The organism is Ruegeria sp. CH2 (assembly GCF_056537065.1).
Genome location: NZ_JBQFQV010000007.1, coordinates 137,048 through 156,184, shown reverse-complemented (window position 1 = coordinate 156,184; position 19,137 = coordinate 137,048). Strand labels below are relative to the sequence as shown.

The window sequence follows — 19,137 nt, the reverse complement described above, 5'->3', positions numbered from 1 at the left end:
CACATAAACCTGACCCCAATTGGATCTTGAATACGATTCCCTGAGGCCAGTTGACCCAAGTCTTTCTCAGAGCCTGTTACAACGCAAAGGCAACTTGCACGTCACTGAATCGTTTCTTCGGCATAGATACACTTCTTTCGCACCAGAAATGTATCCGAGGCAATCGCAGCGCGATCAGCATCTCCTACAGAGCGGGGTCAACATTACCAAAAGAAGCTGTCATCCTCCATCAAGGATGCAATTGTCAGGTTGGCATCCTCTTCTGACACATTGTCTGTGGCTTCATGCCACACAGCTTCCAGGATGGTTGTCGAAGGCCCGTAAATGTTGTTTTTCACGCAAGAGACAACCAATCCATAGATATCTTCCTCATTCTGGAAGGTGGGCAAGTCTGGCACGAATTCCAGATAGTCGACATCTTCGTCCCATTCGGAGGCACCGGACTCCTCGGCCACCGTCACGGTATTGTTTTCCGGTGCCAACAAAGCGCTCAGTTTTGGTTGAGCAGGACCGATGGTCCCATTTCCATCAATATCGTGACTGTAGAAGGTTTCGACATCCACAACATTGGCGATGCTAACACCGCCTTGGTATTGCCCCGAAGCATCCGTGGTCCATTCAGCATATGACCCGTTCGCATTTTGCCACAGCACCTTGTAGCCACCGCCCGACGCTTCGGCCTGAAGCGCCTGCCAGCCCGGCAGGCTGTCTGGCCCAATAGCATTGCCGTTATACGTCAGGTTGACGGTACCGTTGATCAGGTACTCACCGCGGGTTGAAGACGCGAGTGTGGTCGACCCGCTGGTCTCGATATTGGTTGTGACGTGGCCGGTGTGGCCGTCATTGTTCAGATCAACACCATAAAAGGCTTCGACATCCACAACATTGGCGATGCTAACACCGCCTTGGTATTGCCCCGAGGCATCCGTGGTCCATTCAGCATATGACCCGTTCGCATTTTGCCACAGCACCTTGTAGCCACCGCCCGAGGCTTCGGCCTGAAGCGCCTGCCAGCCCGGCAGGCTGTCTGGCCCAATTGTATTGCCATTATACGTCAGGTTGATGGTACCGTTGATCAGGTACTCACCGCGGGTTGAAGACGCGAGTGTTATCGACCCGCTGGTCTCGATATTGGTTGTGACGTGGCCGGTGTGGCCGTCATTGTTCAGATCAACACCATAGAAAACTTCGACATCGACAACATTGGCGATGGTGACGCCGCTTTGGTATTGCCCCGAAGCATCCGTGGTCCATTCGGCATATGACCCGTTGGCGTTCAGCCACAGAACCTTGTAGCCACCACCCGACGCTTCGGCCTGAAGCGCCTGCCAGCCCGGCAGGCTGTCTGGCCCAATTGCATTACCATTATACGACAAGCCGATGGTACCGTTGATCAGATACTCGCCGCGGGTTGACGACGCGAGTATTACCGATCCGCTGCTCTCGATGTTGGTTGTGACGTGGCCGGTGTGGCCGTCATTGTTCAGATCAACACCATAGAAAACTTCGACATCGACAACATTGGCGATGGTAACGCCGCTTTGGTATTGCCCCGAAGCATCCGTGGTCCATTCGGCATATGACCCGTTGGTGTTCAGCCACAGAACCTTGTAGCCACCGCCCGACGCTTCGGCCTGAAGTGCCTGCCAGCCCGGCAGGCTGTCTGGCCCAATTGCATTACCATTATACGACAAGCCGATGGTACCGTTGATCAGATACTCGCCGCGAGTTGACGACGCGAGTATTACCGATCCGCTGCTCTCGATGTTGGTTGTGACGTGGCCGGTGTGGCCGTCATTGTTCAGATCAACACCATAGAAAACTTCGACATCGACAACATTGGCGATGGTAACGCCGCTTTGGTATTGCCCCGAAGCATCCGTGGTCCATTCGGCATATGACCCGTTGGTGTTCAGCCACAGAACCTTGTAGCCACCGCCCGACGCTTCGGCCTGAAGTGCCTGCCAGCCTGCAAGCGAGTTTTGCCCAATAGACTGGCCACCGTAAATCAAAGCAATGTTCGCACTGCCGCCATCCAGCACATAAAGCCCTTGGCTGGCATGTTGTAGCGTTGTTCCCTGAGTATCGATATCTGAAAGCTGCATTGCAGACTTGATATTCGACCGGGCATACTGCTGTAACCCGTCAAGAAACTGGACCAACTCTACGTCGTCTGCAATGGTGAAAGTTGTGCGCGTGACGACGTCCAAAAACTCGTACAAAACGCCGTTTTCAAAGAATAAATAGTTACTTATCGCGCTGACAAATCTGACAGTGTCTGTGCCGGTTCCACCCGAAAACGTGCCTGCGTTGCTCTGCACAACAGCCAGATCATTGCCCTGGTCCCCAAAGACCTGGTCAGCGCCGGTACCTTGGGCCACAAAAATGATATCGTTGCCTTGGCCGCCATAGATGGTGTTGTTATTGCTTCCGTTGGACAGCGAGTGAATGGTGTCGTTTCCGTCGTTCCCGCGCAAGACGTTCTGAGCGGTATTGCCGACAATAGTATCAGCACCCGATCCGCCAGACGCGTTTTCAATCACAACGCCATGCGCGATTGTGAAACCACCTTTTATTCCAGCCGCATGCGAAATCAGCCCACCTCCGGTGACGGAATAGTCCAATGTGGCGGCCCGGAGATCTATGTGTGCGTTCGAACTGCCAACATGTTGTATTGTGTCAATCCCGCCAGTATCCCAAATGGCCTGATACCCAGTTCCTGCGACGTTTGCAGAGGGAAGTGTGTAGGTATTGCCCCCGGAATTATATGAAGTATTCGCCCCATACATGGCCTGCAACGCGGCAATATCCAAAGCCCCAAGCCCCGTTGAACCACCGTACGTTGCGTTAAAGTGTAGCCCCCCGTTTTGTGAAGTCCATCCATCGTTATACGACATCACAGTGTAGACACCCTGATTGAGGCCCGCCGCCCCAAACGAGTCGAATGGCGACGTTACACCGCTCAACACGGTTGTACCCAATCCGGTGTCATGAGGATGCCCCAACCCAAGGGCGTGACCTAATTCATGGACCAAAGTAGTAAAGAAAAACCCGCCCGGATCACCGTTTCCGTTGAAAGAAGCAGTCCAGTATGACGTGTTGAACGCTCCATAGGATGTCCCGCTCGATGGCGAATAGTGAAATCCGAGAGTTCGCGGGTTTTCAAAGAATGAAGAAGGCGCGAGAACCTCAACCAAGTCAGCGGAACCGGAGGTGACTTCGACAAAAGTAATGTTTGCAACGGCTTCTATTGCGGCCAGCGCCGCACGGAACTCCGCCTTATACTCTGATGACCAAGCCTGCGTATCAGAGAAGTGCCCGAAACTGTAGGAAATCACCGTCGTGGTCGACGGATTCCCGTCACCATATGCATAGGTGCCCTGGATAGAGCTGAGCGGAGAACTTACGGACGGTCTGGGGATTGTTGTAACGGTGGCCATTTTTCTGTCTTAGAAATTAGGTGTTATTGATTGCGCTGAAACTGCTCGAACAAAGTGTTCTTTTTGGGGCAAACGCGTACTGGAGTGTCTCCTGCAAACTACATTATCAACGGCTATTCAAGAGTTACATTCTAGAGGAACAGACCCATTTTTATTAAGCGCATACATGAATAAGAATATTTCCAAAAAACCGGTCGGATAGCGTGCATAGGCCGACTTAATACACGCAAAATTGATTTTCCTGGCGGTCCATACCAACGACAGTTTTGAGCACCTGTAGTGACAGAAGCAAAGGCGCGCGGATCTTTTCTTTAGTCCCGAGTCGTAATTCTTCTCAGATCCCAAAAGTTTGGTTCGAACAAGGTGCCTTTCGTTCGGGGTTTCGAACCCAAGCGCGCGCCTGCACAAAGGGCCCAAATACCCTGAGCGTAAGGTGCCTTAGCTGTGACGTCCAATACCGCCGCTCATGTGCGAAGCAAAGCCTTGCCATGGGTCAGACCATTCACCTTCTCCAGGATGGCGTCCGCGTCAATGCAATGGTGCCGATAGAGGTCGCCGATTGTCCCTGTCTGACCAAAATGTTCGACCCCCAATGGGATGGTCTGATGTCCCTGTACCGCACCCAGCCAAGACAATGTCGCGGGGTGTCCGTCGATCACTGTAACCAGCTTGCAGTGCCGCGGTAGACCGGACATCAAAGCTTCGATGTGGGACCGAGCCTTCTGATTGCCCCGCGAACGCGCCCGTTGCGCTGCCGTCCACCCGGCGTTTAGCCTATCTGCCGAAGTCACCGCCAACACGCCAATGTCTTTGCGTCCTTCGCCCATCACGCCAGCGGCTTTGATCGCTTCGGGTGCAACGGCCCCCTGATAAGCGATTACGACCTCGCAATTCGGGCCCGGCTTCCGCAGCCAGTATGCACCATCTATGGCACCTTGACGGAACTCATCGTCCACGCGTTTCCCAGGCTGTTCAATCGGGTTTGTCGTCAAGCGCAGATAAACCGAACCGCCTGTTTCGTCACGCAGCCAGGTGCGTTCGTCCGGTTGCCCTTCGCCGTCACGCTGCAGGTAGTCAAAGGCCCACTCCATTATCACCGCCAGTTCATCAGCAAAGGCTGGCTCAAAGGCCGCCAGCCCGTCCTGGCTCATCCCGATCAAAGGTGTGCCAATGGATTGATGCGCGCCGCCTTCTGGGGCCAGCGTTATGCCCGAAGGCGTGCCGACCAGCATAAAGCGCGCATCCTGATAACAAGCATAATTGAGCGCATCGAGGCCACGGCTGACAAAGGGGTCATACACAGTGCCGATCGGGATAAGCCGCTTGCCGAACAGGGAATGCGAAAGGCCCGCAGCGCCCAAAAGCAACAAGAGGTTCATCTCGGCAATACCAAGCTCGATATGTTGCCCTTCGGGAGTAAATTCCCATCTTGCCGTCGAGGGGATACGATGTTCAATAAAAGCGTCGGCTTGCTCGGATCTGGCAAACAGTTTGCGCCGGTTAACCCACGGGCCAAGGTTTGTTGTGCCTGTGACATCAGGGGACGTCGTCAGGATACGCTCGGCCAATTGGCTGTCGCCCTTCGACAAGTCATCCAAAATCTTGCCGAAAGCCATTTGGGTCGAGATTTCGCGGCTTGTGTCGATGTCAATTGATGGAACATCCAGCTTGCCATCGAAATAGCGTCGCGGACCTTTTGCAAAGAAGGGAACTTTCGACAGAAAATCTTTCAACGCCTCTGGGTCCGGCACTGCCGAGAGAGGTTCCCATTCCTTGCCGGCAGGCACGCCCATATGTTCTTGCCACGCGACGAACTGGCTGTTGTTCATCAGTCCGCCGTGGTTGTCCTTGTGGCCCGCAATTGGCGTGCCCCATCCCTTGACAGTGTAGGCCAGGAAACAGGTAGGGCGGTCATGTTCGATTGCATCAAAGGTTTGGGCCATGGTCTCGACGCAGTTGCCGCCGAGGTTTTCCATCAATGCAGCGAGTTCGGCATCTGTGCGCCGTTCGATCAGCGCCGTCACATCCCCCTGATCCCCAAGATCGTCCATGAGGCGCTTTCGCCAAACCTCGCCACCCATGAACGTCAGGGCCGAGTATTCCTGGTTCGAGCAGGCATCAATCCAGTCTCGCAGCCGATCACCGCCAGGTTCCTTGAAGGCCGCGCGCTGCAGGACACCATGCTTCACGCGCACAACATCCCATCCAAAGGCATCAAAGATTTTCTCGATCCGTTCGAACAAACCTTCACGAACGATGCCGTCGAGCGACTGCCGATTGTAGTCGATAATCCACCACGTGTTGCGCAGGCCGTTTTTCCAGCCTTCCTGCAATGCTTCGTATACGTTGCCTTCATCCAGTTCAGCGTCGCCTACAAGCGCCACCATGCGCCCCATCGGGGCATCTGCCCCCCAGTTTTTGGCCTTGACGTAGTCCTGAATGATCGAAGCAAACGAGGTGATCGCGACACCCAAACCTACCGAACCTGTCGAAAAGTCGACATCATCGATATCCTTTGTCCGGCTGGGATAGCTTTGCACGCCGCCAAACCCGCGAAAGTTCTCCATCTTCTCGCGGGTCTGGTTGCCCATAAGGTACTGCATCGCGTGGAAAACCGGTGACGCATGAGGCTTGACCGCAACCCGATCTTCGGGACGCAAAGCCGAGAAGTAGAGCGCCGTCATGATCGAAACCATCGACGCGGACGACGCTTGATGACCACCAACCTTGATCCCATCCACCTTGGGACGGATATGGTTGGCATGGTGGATCATCCAATGCGACAACCACAGCAAACGCTGTTCGACGATTTTCAACAGCTTGGGATCATTCGGCATGGTGGTCTCCGGGTTCATGCGGCACTGCGGGCAGGGTAGGGCAGAGCTTGCTCCAAATCCGCAAGGATGTCATCAACGTCTTCCAGCCCGACGGAAAGACGGATCAGACCGTCGCTGATCCCATGTTCTGCCCGTTCTTCCGCAGTATAAGTCGAATGAGTCATGGATGCCGGGTGCTGGATCAGGGTTTCTGCATCCCCCAAGGACACGGCGCGTTGGATCATGTTCAGGCGGTTCATGAACTCGATGCCACCGGACAGGCCAGACTTGATTTCAAAGGCGATCATGGCGCCGGGCTGCGACATCTGGCGTTGTGCGACATCGTGCTGGCCAAAACTCTCAAGCCCCGGGAAATAAACCTCACTGACGGCCGGGTGTGCCTGAAGGTAATCGGCGACAACCTTGGCGGACGCACAGTGGCGATCCAGTCGCAGGTTCAGTGTCTTCAGTCCACGCAGGATCAGCATTGCGTTGAAAGGTGCCATCACTGCGCCTGTCATGTCCTTCATGCCGACAAGCCGGATCTCAGAAATCTGCTCGGCGGTTCCGACCACAAGACCCGCGACCACATCGCCATGCCCGCCCAGATATTTGGTGGCGGAGTGCAGGACGATATCCGCGCCGTGCTCGATCGGGCGGGTCAGATATGGGCTGGCATATGTATTGTCGACCACAACCTGTGCACCGACAGAATGTGCAATCTCTGAACTGGCAGCGATATCCACCAAGCGCATGTTTGGATTGGCTGGGGTTTCAAAATAGACGACGCGGGTTTTTTCGGAAACAGCGGCTTTCAGGTTCGCAGGGTCCGTCATGTCGACATGGGTAATAGTGACACCCCATTTTGCCAGACCGTGGCGCATGAAAGCGAATGTGCAGCCGTAGAGCGTCTTGTCGACAATGACTTCGTCACCTGGCGACAGCAGGGTCCAAAGTACGGCGGTAATTGCACCCATCCCGCTGGACAGTGCAAGTCCAGCCTCGGCACCTTCCAGCACGGCAATACGCTTTTCAAGAAGGTCACAAGTAGGGTTCGATATCCGACTATAGATATGACCTGCGCGCTCGCCAGAAAACATTTCACCGCCGGCCTCTGCGGTTTCGAAGGAGAAGGTTGAGGTCAAGTGGAGGGGCGGGGTCAGCGCACCATCGTTTTCAGATGGGTTGTAGGCATGATGAATGGCGCGAGTGGCAAATCCGGTTGTGTGGGTCACGGTGAGCTCCTGATCTAAGTTGTTACCACTTTGCGCCTTTACTTTGAGCAATGGGTTGCAAATAATGCCACGTTAATGGTGAATATTGGCATATTATGCTAAAACAGGAGAGAAAATGGACGCCAAAGACAGGCAGATCATTCGAGCATTGCAGCGGGACGGGCGTATGACGAACCAGAATCTTGCTGATGAGGTCAATCTGTCTCCTTCGCCGTGTCTGCGACGGGTCAAAAACCTTGAGGCCAGCGGTGTCATCAAGGGATACAGTGCCGATGTGGACGCTGCTGCATACGGGATGGCGATAACTGTCTTTGTCCGCATCCGGCTTGAGCGGCACAATGAAACAGATGTGCAGAAATTCGAAAAACGCGTTCGAACGATCGATGAAGTTTTAGAATGCCATGTGCTGACCGGCGCAATGGATTACCAGTTGCGGGTATTGGTATCGGACCTCGAAGCATACGAAGACTTTATTCGAAACCGAATTCACCCGATCGGCGGAATAGCTTCGATCGACACCAGCTTTGTTTATGGAACAGTCAAGAAAACATCGGTTTTTCCAGCCTGAGAAAGTTTAAATTCTCGAAAGTGACCCTTAATATTGAGTTCGAGATTGTTAGGATGCGGAAGAACCGGATTCGAGGTTCCGAGACTATGAGAATTTGCCGTTTAGCGAAAATTGCCAACTGGATACATCCCCGTAAAAAACAACATAATCATTGTTACGCGCGCCTTCTGCAAGTCAACGCTGCCCGTTCGCTCTGCTAAAAATACGCTTTACTTCAAAATCCTAAGGTCGGGTCACGACAAAGTCCGGCACGATCGCTGCTTGTTTGATCGCTTCCTCGACATCATGCCCGGCGAAGAACCCAAAATCCGAGACAAGTGCGGAAGCCACTCCGGCATGACGCGCGCCCAGAATGTCAGTATGCAGACTGTCACCTACCATCAGAACGCGGGATTTGTCGACGGGCCCAAGTCGCTGAAAGGCAAGATCATAGATATTGCCGAAAGGCTTTCCATAAAACTGCGGGGCTACACCCGTTCGGTCGGCCAAACGGTGCGCGAAAAGACCGGGCTCTTTGGAAAAGCCGTACTCGCGTGGGGCAACGATGTCCGGGTTGCCCACCAATACTGGACGGGGTCGGCTTAACAATGCCGCCTCCAACATCGCTTGTCGGGCTTCAGTCCAGGCGGCTGACCCGATCATCAGAAAACCATCAACGGTTTCGTAGGGCTGCGGGTCATCTTCCAGATAGGTTAATTTCAAACGTTCCAAGTCGCGAAGACCGGCGCTGGGTGTCGCCATCAAACCCCAGTGCAGCCCACGTCGGCCATTCAGCCCGGACAGCAACGTAGCCCGACTGGTAATCACATCCTGCGGCGCGAAGTCATATCCCAGCCTGGTGTATTTCTCCAACAGCGTGGCATGAGGAAACCCTGCGGCATTCGAAACCACCAGGACACGTTTGCCCGCATCCGTCAGTGACTTGATCCGTTCAGGCGTTTCGGGGATTGCTGTTTCTCCGATATTGAGAACCCCGAACGCATCCAGAAGAAATACGTCAAACTCATCAATAATTTCGGAAAGGGTCTCGATACGACGATAGCTCACGTCGTTCGGTTCAATATCTGGAAGGCGGTGCCGGACGGCTTCGTATGCCTTAAAAGCCTCCTGCGCTGAGAATCCGGTCAAATGATCGCTCCTCGTACTTTTGCCGAAACCCATTCGCTGATCATGACCGCAAAAAGAATTACAATCAGGATGAGGCTGACTTGCGGCCACGCCAGAACATTAAGCGAGGCCGAGAGCTGCAACCCGACGCCACCGGCACCAACCAGACCAAGCACTGTAGACTCGCGAATATTGATATCCCAACGAAAGACCGCAATTCCGGCAAAAGCTGGCAGGATTTGCGGAACGATCCCATATGCCATGACTTGCCACCGCGAAGCACCGGTGGCTGTGATCGCCTCGACCTGACCGTGATCAATCTCTTCAATCGCTTCATAAAGAAGTTTGGCGCAAAACCCGATTGAACGAATGGCGATTGCTATGACACCGGCGAACACGCCCGGTCCGATGATAGCGATCAATAGAAGCGCCCAGATCAGCGAGTTGATTGAGCGGGTCGAGACAATGACCAACAAGGCAATGGGGCGGATGAACAACGCCGACGGGGTAGTATTGCGGGCCGCCAAAAAGGCAACCGGCACGGCCATGCACAGAGCGATGATCGTGCCCAGTGTAGCGATGTTCAGTGTATCCCAGATCGGGCGACCCAGCTGGGTAATATAATCCCATTTCGGAGGTGTTGCGCGGGTCCAGATATCGTTGGCGATACGGGGTGCGTCCCAGACGAAAAACCAGGTTGTCGATTCCGAAATGAGCTGCCAACAGTAGACAAAAACCGCTACTCCCAGAAGCCAGCCAAACCAGCGAACCAGGCTTTGGCGCGTCGTCCGCCTGCGCCAGATTTGTGTATCGTCGCGTTCAAGAACCGGCATTACTGAACCCTCGCGCGGATAATTCCCGAAAGGTATTCAAGGGCCATGACGATCCCGATGATAAGGATCAGAATGGCGGCAGCCGTATCATATTCATATCGATCAAACGCGGTGTTAAGTGTCGCGCCAATGCCGCCTGCCCCCACCAGCCCGAGAATAGCGCTTTCCCGGAAATTGATGTCGATCCGGTACATGGAAAGACCCACAAGCCTAGGCATGATCTGAGGCTGAACCCCGTAGTTGATCCATTGCAGCCATCGTGCACCAGAGGCCTGAATCGCCTCAGCCTGAACTTTGTCCATCGCCTCGATATCTTCGGCCAAAAGCTTGGAAAGAAACCCAATGGTTGCGAAAGACAGCGTCAAAAATCCTGCCAGCGGGCCAAAGCCAAAGATGGCCACAAGCAAAATGGCAACGATAATTTCCTGCAATGCCCGGCTTAACGCGACAATGCCGCGGCACATTATGTAAATTGGCAACGGGGCGATATTACGTGCAGCCCCCAATCCTATCGGGATCGAAATCAGGATACCGACAACCGAAGCGGCCACGGTCATCACAATGCTTTCCAGAAGACCGGCCCAGATATCCGACCACCGTGAAATGAAATCCGGGCTGGTAAAGGCAAGGACGAACGCCCATCCCCTGTCCAGTCCCTCATAGACCCTGCCCCAATCAACATCGATGGTCATGAAAGCCGCAATCAGGTAGGCGAAGAACCCAAGTATCAATGCCCTGCGCAGCAACGTGTTTTTGATAAAGGCCGGTTTGCGCCAGCCTTTTCCCAGCATGTCGTCAAGTTCTCGATGGCTCATTCTGCGGCCTCGACATCTTCATCCTCATCCACTTTTTCGATGGTCGCTTCCCAGTCTTCCTCGCCGTAAATCTCGGTCAGCTTTTCCGGGGTGAGCCCTGTTGGAAGACCATCAAACACGATTTCGCCAAAGCGGAGGCCCACGACACGCGGAACGAACATCTGGGCTAGAGCCACGTCATGGATGTTGATGATGGCCGCCAGCCCGCGCTCCTGACACAGCTCGGTGATCAGCCGCATGATCTGTCGACTGGTCTTCGGATCCAGCGACGCGGTCGGTTCATCGACCAGCAACAACTTTGGGTCCTGGATCAGAGCGCGGCAGATACCGACCCTTTGGCGTTGACCACCCGACAACTCGTCCGCGCGTTTGTCAGCCATATGCAACAGCCCCACCCGGTCCAGCAGGCGGAAAGCCTCGTCCACATCCGACTGCGGATACCGCCGCAGAAAGCTGCGCCAGAATCCCACATACCCCAACCTACCGGACAATACGTTTTCCATCACGGTGAGGCGTTCGACCAGGGCATATTCCTGAAAGATCATACCCATTTCGCGGCGTGCTTTCCGCAACGCACCCGACCCGAGTTTGGTCAGGTCCATGTCATCCAGAAGAACACCGCCGCTTGTGGGTTCAACCAAGCGGTTGATGCAACGGATCATGGTCGATTTTCCCGCGCCCGAGGGTCCAATCAGTGCAAGCACCTGCCCTTTGGGTACCTCAAGATCGATGGCCTTCAGTGCCTGATCTCCGGTCTTGTAGGTTTTCGTCAGCTTTTGAAGACGCAGCATAAATTGCCCCCGATTAGGGTGATTAGCGGGCCTTTTCAGGCCCGCTGGATTAAGCAAGACTTATTGGCAGGCGTAGGAGACGCCGTTTGCCGCGTCAATTTTGCGAATGACGTCCCAGAATTCCTGGTAAGTCATCTCAAGAAATTGGCCTTCGTTCGACTTGGAAAACTCCGCTTCAAGCGTCGTCCCTTCCCACTCGAAGTTGAAGAAAGCATTGCGGATTTTCTCCTGCAATTCGGGCGTCAGGTTGTAGACAGTGCCAAATCCGGTGGTTGGGAAGGTCTGCGATTTGTAAATCGTAACAACATCTTCCTCCTTGATCACATCCCGCAAAATCATCCGTGCCTTTACCGAATTTGCAATCGATGCCGCTGGATAGTCCTTGTTCGCCACACCAAGGATCGAGTTGTCGTGCTTTCCCGAATAGACGGGTTCGAAGTCGCGATCGGGCAGAAGATCAAAGTCACTTTTCAGGATCGCCGACGGTGCTTTGAAGCCCGAGTTGGACGTGGGTGACGTGAAGGCAAGTTGCTTACCTTTGATATCCTCAACCTTTTCGATGCCCGAGCCTGGGTAGGTGATGATCTCCATTTCATAACCGAAGTTACCGTCTTTTGAGGCCATAATCGTAAACGGTCGGAACCCGGCACAGTTTACTGCCAGTGGGTTGGACCCGGTGTTGAAGCCCGCAATATGCAGGCGTCCCGACCGCATCGCCTCGATCTGGGCGGCGTTGTTTTGGACCGGAAAAAAGACCACGTCCTTGCCTGTCTCAGCCTTCAGATGCTCTAGAAAGTCAGACCACGCGGTTTTGTATACGGCTGGGTCTTCGACCGGTGTATAGGCAAAAATCAGGGTGTCAGGATCAATTAGCTGGGAAGAATCTGTGGGGATATCCGCAATCAAATCCCCATCGACGTCGCAAAACCGCTCGTCCAGATCACCCCTCGGGCAATCTTGCGCCGAAGCTGTCCCGGAAAGCGACATGAGCGCAATTGCCGATGCCCCAACCAATAATCTGATGTCTATCTTCATGTTTTCCTCCCAGTCATGCGCGGTCTTTTTGCAGTCCGCTGTTCGTCATTCATTTCAGTGTTTACGGGGCGACAAGAATATCAACCTCGGCACCGTTGATCGCGTTAAGCAACTCTCCTGTTGGTTTCGTGTCGGAAACTATGGAATCCAGGTTGGTCAGGTCTCCGACCTGAGACAGGCCTTTACGGCCAAATTTCCCTGAATCGATTAAAAGATGTCGATTTGCTGCGCGCGTCAGCATCATTCTTTTGACAGCCGCAAAGCCGCGCACGGTTTCTGAAGGGCCTTCGACCGAAAAACCTGACGAGCCGATCATGCATCTGTCGACATTGAACCGAGACAGGAATTCCAGCGTCTCGGTTCCGATCGTCGCAGATTCGGTTGCCAGATATTCTCCTGGACAAAGCAGAACCTCGGCAGCCCCATGGCCGAGGGTCATTGCCACCGGGATTGAATTCGTAATCACTGTGCAAGGAGTGCCGAGATACGCCAATGCACGGGCCATTTCGATTGTAGTCGAACCGGAATCGATCATGACCGTTTCACCGTCACGAACCAGTCCCGCCGCGCTGATACCTATGCGTTCGCGCTCCTCAATCCGCGCGTTGGCTCGCTCGTCCAGACCTGGATAATGCCCTTGCGCCGGGGCAGATGCCCCTCCGTGCGCGCGTGCGATCAGGCCGTCATTCGACAGGGCGTCAAAATCCCTGCGCACCGTCTCGTTAGAGACGTTGAAACGCTGGGCCAATTCATTGATGCGAACGTGCGGGCGAAGCTTCAACTCCAGCAGTATTTGCTGGCGCCGGTCGGATTTCTTTACCCTACCCCGTCCCTTTTCAATCGTTTTGGCACGTATTTTCGTTTTGGACATCCAACAACCCAATCAGGTTTCAAACCCCACTTTTGTGGGATTTCGGGCATAATGCAATAATTTTTGTTGCATAACCCTCAGTAGGTTGTGACAATTCGGAAGAGTCCAAAGCGCAAGGCAAGAATGTGTGAATTGAACCGTTTCATAGTGAAAACCCAAGAACCACCGTTAACGACTGAAGGTTATTCTGGGTGCGCTATTGATACCGTGTCATTGAGGGCAGCATGAGCGACGGCAACATAACAGACCAGATTGCAGCACTTCCGATGCGCTGGGACAGGGATGGAAAACTACGCGTTCTGATGGTGACTTCGCGCGATACTGGGCGGTGGGTCATCCCAAAAGGTTGGTTGATGGAAGGAAAGAAACCTTGGCATGCCGCCGAAATTGAAGCTCTGGAAGAAGCAGGTGCAGTCGGGGCAATCTCGAAACAGCCGATTGGCCAATTTTTCTACGACAAGCGCTTTGAGGGCGCGAATAGCGTTCGCTGCCGCGTTACCCTCTATCCCATGGTCGTTGAAAAACTGAAGCGGCGTTGGAAAGAACGGGAAGAACGGACGCGTCACTGGTTTTCACCGGGGAAAGCGGCAAAGCTGGTGGAAGAAAGAGATCTGTCAAGTTTTCTGAGAAATCTGACGGGCAATCAGAACGCCCAGTCTGTCATTAACAAGCTACGAAAAGCTGGATGAGAAAGCGCCTGACAAAACAAAAGATACTGGTGCACGATAACCAAAGGGAGGAATGATAATGAAAAAACTTACATCCACGGCCGTCGGGTCGCTGATTGCAATAGCCGCATCTGTGTCGGCAGCGCAGGCAGACAAGCTGACACTCTATTGCTCGGCGCAGGAAGACTGGTGCCAACTCATGGCGCGCAGTTTCGAAGATGCAACGGGCATCGACGTCAACATGACGCGTAAGTCGTCAGGCGAAACCTTTGCCCAGATTCGTGCCGAAAGCTCGAACCCGAAAGGAGACGTTTGGTGGGGCGGCACGGGTGATCCGCATTTGCAGGCCGCCGAAGAGGACCTGACAATGGAATACATGTCGCCAATGCGCGACCAGCTTCATGATTGGGCAATTTCCCAAGCCGAAAGTGCCGGAAACAGAACGATCGGCATTTATTCCGGCGCACTTGGGTATGGCTATAACGCAGACCTGCTGGCGGCCAATAACCTACCCGAACCCGCCTGTTGGAAAGACCTGCTAAAGCCTGAATACAAGGGTCACGTTCAGATGGCCAACCCGAACTCGTCTGGTACGGCCTACACAACGCTGGCCTCGATGGTGCAGATCTTTGGCGAGGATGAAGGTTTTGAGTTCATGAAAGGCCTGCATTCGAATATCAACCAGTATACAAAATCCGGATCTGCACCAATCAAAGCAGCCGGTCGAGGCGAGAACACGATTGGCATCGTCTTCATGCATGATGCGGTAAAGCAGGCTGTTTCGGGTTTCCCGATCAAGGTAGTCGCGCCTTGTGAGGGTACGGGATACGAAATTGGCTCGATGTCCATTATTGAAGGCGCCCGCAACGAGGAAGAGGCGAAGAAATTCTATGACTGGGCGCTGTCGCCCGAGGCGCAGAACCTTGCTCTTCAGGTCAGCGCGTTTCAGGTGCCATCAAATAAGAGCGCAGAAACGTCGGAAAGCGCGCCTGACATGAGTCAGATCAAGCTGATCGACTATGACTTCAAAAAGTATGGTTCCTCAGACGAACGAAAGCGTCTGTTGCAGAAATGGGACGAAGAGGTTTCGGTTCTGCCGCAGTAAATGGCCAACCATATTACAAAAAAGACCCGTCCGGTTCTGATCTTTTGGGTCATCGCCGGGTGGGTCGGGTTTTGCCTGCTGCCGTGGTATATGGTCGACGGCGGCCTGTGGTCATTCGAATGGCTTTTTGACGGTTACCCGTTTGACGAAGATTATGCCCCCGCTGCATTCCTGATCGCACAGGGTGAGAAGCTTTGGCTTGCCCCACTATTGATCGCTCTGACCTTACCCCTTCTGGTGCTGAAGCGAGCCAAGTCTGACCCGCTCTATGCCCGGGTTCTGATCCTTTCCGGTGCGCTCGGCTTCGGCTGGTTGATCGCACAGGGATTCGGGATTGGCATCAGGGGTTTCAATTTCAATTGGTTGGAAGCCTATTTTGGCGAACTTGGTGATCGCCAATTCGGTATGGGCTATGGCGCAATGATTTGCGCTTCAAGCTTTCTGTTCCTGTTGACCCAAGGCATTGCGGCAAGAGGTGCCATCAACGGTGACGTTTTTGTTGTTAGTGCGATTGGCGGTGTGATTACCATCGTCACCGTCTTTGTTTTTTTTCCGATCGCCAAGATGCTGTTCGCTGCCTTCGTCACTGAAGATGGCGCATATTCCATTGCTGTCTTCTTTTCAAAGTTCTTTGATGCCCGGCTTTGGGGGTTGGGGTGTTTTTATGGTGCCAGGTGTGGCGCGGCATGGAACTCGCTGTTTCTTGCCATCCTAGTTGGCTTCGTCACGACTGCCCTGGGTTTGTGCTTTGCACTGGTCGTGACCCGCTCGGGCTTTCGCTACAAACGCGTGCTGCGGGCTTTGACTGTTCTTCCGATCATTACCCCGCCATTTGTGATTGGCCTCGCGCTGATCCTGCTTTTTGGTCTGTCAGGCTCGGTCACACGGTTCGTCGCCGAGCTGTTCGGCACGCAGCCAACGCGCTGGCTGTACGGAATGCCAGGCATATTCATCGCACAGGCCCTTGCATTCACGCCCATTGCATTCCTCGTTCTTATCGGCGTGGTGGAAGGCGTCTCGCCATCTATGGAGGAAGCGGCCCAGACTCTCCGCGCCAGCAGATGGCAAACGTTCAGGACAGTGTCCCTGCCCCTGATGCGCCCCGGTCTTGCCAATGCATTTCTTTTGGGCTTCATCGAAAGCATGGCCGACTTCGGAAACCCGCTTGTTCTGGGTGGGAATTTCGACGTTCTATCGACCGAGATTTTCTTTGCCATCGTCGGGGCGCAATATGACCAAGGACGGGCCGCCGTTCTGGCCATGGTATTGCTGTTTTTTACTCTTTCGGCCTTTTACGCACAGCGTGTTTGGCTGGGCAAGAAAAGCTATACCACCGTAACAGGCAAAGGCGACGCAGGCGTGCACCCTTTGATGCCTACGGGTCTTTCTGTTCCAGTGCTGGTAATCGCTCTTGGCTGGGCGGTGTTCACGATCATTGTCTATGCAATGATCATCTACGGCAGTGTGGTCGAGCTTTGGGGGGTCAATAACTCCCTGACCCTAAAACACTACGTCACGGCATTCTCTGTTCGATTTGAAGAAGAGGGCATTCGTTGGACCGGCGCCGCGTGGGACAGCTTCTGGACTACCATAACCATTGCGGCGATTGCTGCGCCTCTGACGGCAGCGGTTGGGTTGGTCACGGCTTACCTATTGACCCGGCAAAGCTTTGCGGGAAAGAACGCTTTCGAGTTTGGGACCATGCTGTCCTTTGCAATCCCCGGTACGGTGATTGGTGTCAGCTATATTCTTGCCTTCAACGTTCCGCCCATCGAGATAACCGGCACAGGCGTTATCCTTGTTATCAGCTTCATATTCCGCAACATGCCGGTTGGGGTCCGTGCGGGCATCGCCAGCATGTCGCAACTTGACCGCAGTCTCGATGAATCCTCGCTGACCCTTGGTGCAAACTCGTGGCAGACATTTCGTCGTGTCATTCTGCCGCTGCTACGTCCCGCGATACTTGCCGCGCTTGTTTACAGTTTTGTCCGCGCGATGACGGCGATCTCGGCTGTGATTTTTCTGGTCAGTGCCGAATACGACATGGCAACCAGCTATATCATCGGGCGGGTCGAGAATAACGACTATGGTCTCGCCATTGCGTATTCGACGACGCTGATCTTCGTGATGCTGGCAGCGGTCGGTTTATTGCAAATTCTCGTCGGTCGGGTCCAGATCGGTCGGCGCACACAGAACACAACGGAGACACCCTCATGACCGACAACAAAATCGGTTCCAAGGCCGCCCCGGTATTATTTGAGAAAGTGTCGAAAGTGTTCGGCAAAAACGTTGTGGCTGTTGATAACATTAACCTTCATGTCGAAGCGGGAAAACTGGTCACGCTGCTTGGTCCGTCAGGCTGTGGGAAAACAACGACGTTGCGCATGATCGCCGGGTTAGAGATGGCAAGCTCTGGCAAGATTATGATTGGCAACCGGGACGTCACCAAACTGCCCGCAACAGACCGCGACGTATCAATGGTGTTTCAATCATACGCGCTGTTTCCCCACATGAGCGTGCTGGAGAACGTGATGTACGGCCTCACATTCTCGGGCTTTGCCAAGGATGAGGCTCGCAGCCGCGCCTTGCATGGCTTGCAATTGGTAGGGCTCAAGGGGTTCGACAATCGCCTTCCCTCCGAACTCTCGGGTGGTCAGCAACAACGTGTCGCCGTCGCGCGAGCGCTGGTTCTAGAACCACAGGTTCTGCTGTTTGACGAGCCGCTATCCAACCTTGATGCCAAGCTGCGACGCCAGGTGCGCGAGGATATCCGGGCCATTCAGCAAGACCTTGGATTGACGGTTGTCTATGTCACCCACGATCAGGAAGAGGCCCTGGCCGTCTCGGACGAGATCGTTGTGATGCGGAACGCCGCGATCGCTCAGATGGGTACACCTCGCGAGCTTTATGATGCCCCGAATGACCGGTTTGTTGCCGATTTCATAGGCGAGGCAAACCTGCTCAACTGTCAGATCGTTGCAACCGACGGTGATACTGCAACAATCGAGATCGAAGGTTACCGTCACACTCTGCCGCGTCGGGGTTTGACCAATGGGCCCGCGACCATCGCTGTACGACCCTCGCGCCTTGTGATTGGTTCTGATGACGGCATCGCCGCTACAGTGGCCAAGGCAACCTATGTTGGCGTGCGGATGGAATACACACTGACCGGCGCATTTGGTCAGGTTTTTGCGGTCCACGATGATGTTGATGCACCGCTTGCACCGGGTACCGAAATCAGGATGGGGTTTGCGGGCAAAGGGCCGGTACTTCTGCCCAACTAGATGCCGAATTTACTGATCATCACTCACCCCGAGGTCGTTATTGATCCGGATACCCCCATTACGGAATGGGGTCTGAACGCGACAGGTCGCCGGCGCGCCGCATCCTTTGCCGCCAGTGAAGCTATGGCCAATGTCAGCCATATCTGGGCCAGCGGCGAACGAAAGGCTCGTGACACTGGTGAGATTCTGGCCACGCCCTTGGGGTTGCCTCTAAGTATCCACCCGGAACTTGGCGAGAATGATCGGAGTACCACTGGTTTCCTTCCACGGGAAAAGTTCGAGGCGGCCGCGGACGCATTCTTTGCCCAGCCGGATATTAGCTTTCGCGGTTGGGAAACTGCGGCCGACGCGCAGAGGCGCATTCACCGGGCAGTCTTGGAAATCACTCGTGCCCATGGCACCGGAGACCTCGCCATCGTTACACATGGTGCGGTCGGGACATTGTTGTGGTGTGAGCTTTCCGGGATTCCGATTGACCGCCAGTACGATCAACCGTCACAAGGCCATTATTGGCAGACAAGTCTGACAACTTTGCAACCTAATTCCACTTGGTTGCCAATGGCCTAGAC

The 19,137-nt window shown here is 54.2% G+C and carries 15 protein-coding genes; 6 read left to right on the top strand and 9 right to left on the bottom strand.

All coding sequences use genetic code 11. The features are described 5' to 3' along the window. Nucleotides 1-203: 203 nt before the first annotated feature. The 3 genes from ACR0M9_RS11970 to ACR0M9_RS11960 all read right to left on the bottom strand — a co-directional run bounded on the left by ACR0M9_RS11970 (nt 204) and on the right by ACR0M9_RS11960 (nt 7,491). The gene (locus ACR0M9_RS11970; protein WP_480773689.1) at nt 204-3,440 is read right to left on the bottom strand and encodes a M10 family metallopeptidase C-terminal domain-containing protein; all 3,237 of its coding nucleotides are present in this window, start codon (nt 3,438-3,440) and stop codon (nt 204-206) included. 464 nt (nt 3,441-3,904) lie between these two features. Further along, nucleotides 3,905-6,277 (bottom strand): 1-deoxy-D-xylulose-5-phosphate synthase N-terminal domain-containing protein, encoded by a 2,373-nt coding sequence (locus tag ACR0M9_RS11965; RefSeq protein WP_480773688.1) that lies wholly within the window; start codon nt 6,275-6,277, stop codon nt 3,905-3,907. Between the two features lie 14 nt (nt 6,278-6,291). Then, nucleotides 6,292-7,491, bottom strand: coding sequence for a methionine gamma-lyase (locus ACR0M9_RS11960; RefSeq protein ID WP_480773687.1), 1,200 nt, complete (start codon nt 7,489-7,491; stop codon nt 6,292-6,294). Between the two features lie 115 nt (nt 7,492-7,606). Between ACR0M9_RS11960 and ACR0M9_RS11955 the strand changes: the two genes are divergently transcribed. Continuing rightward, nucleotides 7,607-8,059 carry an Lrp/AsnC family transcriptional regulator gene (locus ACR0M9_RS11955; RefSeq protein WP_480773686.1) on the top strand — a complete coding sequence of 151 codons (453 nt, stop codon included), beginning with the start codon at nt 7,607-7,609 and terminating at the stop codon, nt 8,057-8,059. Between the two features lie 222 nt (nt 8,060-8,281). On the opposite strand, the gene ACR0M9_RS11950 is transcribed toward ACR0M9_RS11955, so the two are convergent. The 6 genes from ACR0M9_RS11950 to ACR0M9_RS11925 form a co-directional block, all read right to left on the bottom strand. Beyond that, on the bottom strand, nt 8,282-9,220 hold the full coding sequence (locus ACR0M9_RS11950) for an HAD-IIA family hydrolase (RefSeq protein ID WP_480773685.1): 939 nt from the start codon (nt 9,218-9,220) through the stop codon (nt 8,282-8,284). Next, nucleotides 9,184-9,999: a phosphonate ABC transporter, permease protein PhnE gene (gene phnE / locus ACR0M9_RS11945; RefSeq protein WP_480773684.1), complete on the bottom strand. Its 816-nt coding sequence runs from the start codon at nt 9,997-9,999 to the stop codon at nt 9,184-9,186. Before phnE (ACR0M9_RS11945) ends, ACR0M9_RS11950 begins: the two co-directional genes overlap by 37 nt. Further along, the gene (gene phnE / locus ACR0M9_RS11940; protein ID WP_209507091.1) at nt 9,999-10,814 is read right to left on the bottom strand and encodes a phosphonate ABC transporter, permease protein PhnE; all 816 of its coding nucleotides are present in this window, start codon (nt 10,812-10,814) and stop codon (nt 9,999-10,001) included. Before phnE (ACR0M9_RS11940) ends, phnE (ACR0M9_RS11945) begins: the two co-directional genes overlap by 1 nt. Further along, nucleotides 10,811-11,605, bottom strand: a complete 795-nt coding sequence (phnC, locus tag ACR0M9_RS11935) for a phosphonate ABC transporter ATP-binding protein (RefSeq protein ID WP_480487503.1) — start codon at nt 11,603-11,605, stop codon at nt 10,811-10,813. Before phnC ends, phnE (ACR0M9_RS11940) begins: the two co-directional genes overlap by 4 nt. A 60-nt stretch (nt 11,606-11,665) precedes the next feature. Continuing rightward, on the bottom strand, nt 11,666-12,640 hold the full coding sequence (gene phnD / locus ACR0M9_RS11930) for a phosphate/phosphite/phosphonate ABC transporter substrate-binding protein (RefSeq protein ID WP_480483730.1): 975 nt from the start codon (nt 12,638-12,640) through the stop codon (nt 11,666-11,668). Nucleotides 12,641-12,701: 61 nt separating this feature from the next. Then, complete coding sequence (locus ACR0M9_RS11925) at nt 12,702-13,511, bottom strand: DeoR/GlpR family DNA-binding transcription regulator (protein WP_480483729.1); 810 nt, start codon at nt 13,509-13,511, stop codon at nt 12,702-12,704. Between the two features lie 224 nt (nt 13,512-13,735). Here ACR0M9_RS11925 and ACR0M9_RS11920 point away from each other — a divergent pair, with 224 nt between their 5' ends. From ACR0M9_RS11920 to ACR0M9_RS11900, 5 genes are read left to right on the top strand one after another with little or no spacing between them, the layout of a single operon-like run. Further along, nucleotides 13,736-14,200, top strand: coding sequence for an NUDIX hydrolase (locus tag ACR0M9_RS11920; RefSeq protein WP_480483728.1), 465 nt, complete (start codon nt 13,736-13,738; stop codon nt 14,198-14,200). A 58-nt stretch (nt 14,201-14,258) separates the two neighbouring features. Further along, nucleotides 14,259-15,284, top strand: coding sequence for an ABC transporter substrate-binding protein (locus ACR0M9_RS11915; protein WP_480539136.1), 1,026 nt, complete (start codon nt 14,259-14,261; stop codon nt 15,282-15,284). Continuing rightward, complete coding sequence (locus ACR0M9_RS11910) at nt 15,285-17,501, top strand: ABC transporter permease (protein ID WP_480547007.1); 2,217 nt, start codon at nt 15,285-15,287, stop codon at nt 17,499-17,501. Beyond that, nucleotides 17,498-18,568, top strand: coding sequence for an ABC transporter ATP-binding protein (locus ACR0M9_RS11905; RefSeq protein WP_480559898.1), 1,071 nt, complete (start codon nt 17,498-17,500; stop codon nt 18,566-18,568). The genes ACR0M9_RS11910 and ACR0M9_RS11905 overlap by 4 nt, the downstream gene beginning before the upstream one ends. Next, complete coding sequence (locus ACR0M9_RS11900) at nt 18,569-19,135, top strand: histidine phosphatase family protein (protein ID WP_480559896.1); 567 nt, start codon at nt 18,569-18,571, stop codon at nt 19,133-19,135. It abuts the gene before it with no gap. The last annotated feature ends 2 nt before the right edge of the window (nt 19,136-19,137 follow it).

Coding starts and splice junctions, on each gene's coding strand:
- ACR0M9_RS11970 (WP_480773689.1), bottom strand. CDS start 3,440: ATGGCCACCGTTACAACAATCCCCAGACCGTCCGTAAGTTCTCCGCTC.
- ACR0M9_RS11965 (WP_480773688.1), bottom strand. CDS start 6,277: ATGCCGAATGATCCCAAGCTGTTGAAAATCGTCGAACAGCGTTTGCTG.
- ACR0M9_RS11955 (WP_480773686.1), top strand. CDS start 7,607: ATGGACGCCAAAGACAGGCAGATCATTCGAGCATTGCAGCGGGACGGG.
- ACR0M9_RS11950 (WP_480773685.1), bottom strand. CDS start 9,220: ATGGGTTTCGGCAAAAGTACGAGGAGCGATCATTTGACCGGATTCTCA.
- phnE (WP_480773684.1), bottom strand. CDS start 9,999: ATGCCGGTTCTTGAACGCGACGATACACAAATCTGGCGCAGGCGGACG.
- phnE (WP_209507091.1), bottom strand. CDS start 10,814: ATGAGCCATCGAGAACTTGACGACATGCTGGGAAAAGGCTGGCGCAAA.
- phnC (WP_480487503.1), bottom strand. CDS start 11,605: ATGCTGCGTCTTCAAAAGCTGACGAAAACCTACAAGACCGGAGATCAG.
- phnD (WP_480483730.1), bottom strand. CDS start 12,640: ATGAAGATAGACATCAGATTATTGGTTGGGGCATCGGCAATTGCGCTC.
- ACR0M9_RS11925 (WP_480483729.1), bottom strand. CDS start 13,511: ATGTCCAAAACGAAAATACGTGCCAAAACGATTGAAAAGGGACGGGGT.
- ACR0M9_RS11920 (WP_480483728.1), top strand. CDS start 13,736: ATGAGCGACGGCAACATAACAGACCAGATTGCAGCACTTCCGATGCGC.
- ACR0M9_RS11915 (WP_480539136.1), top strand. CDS start 14,259: ATGAAAAAACTTACATCCACGGCCGTCGGGTCGCTGATTGCAATAGCC.
- ACR0M9_RS11910 (WP_480547007.1), top strand. CDS start 15,285: ATGGCCAACCATATTACAAAAAAGACCCGTCCGGTTCTGATCTTTTGG.
- ACR0M9_RS11905 (WP_480559898.1), top strand. CDS start 17,498: ATGACCGACAACAAAATCGGTTCCAAGGCCGCCCCGGTATTATTTGAG.
- ACR0M9_RS11900 (WP_480559896.1), top strand. CDS start 18,569: ATGCCGAATTTACTGATCATCACTCACCCCGAGGTCGTTATTGATCCG.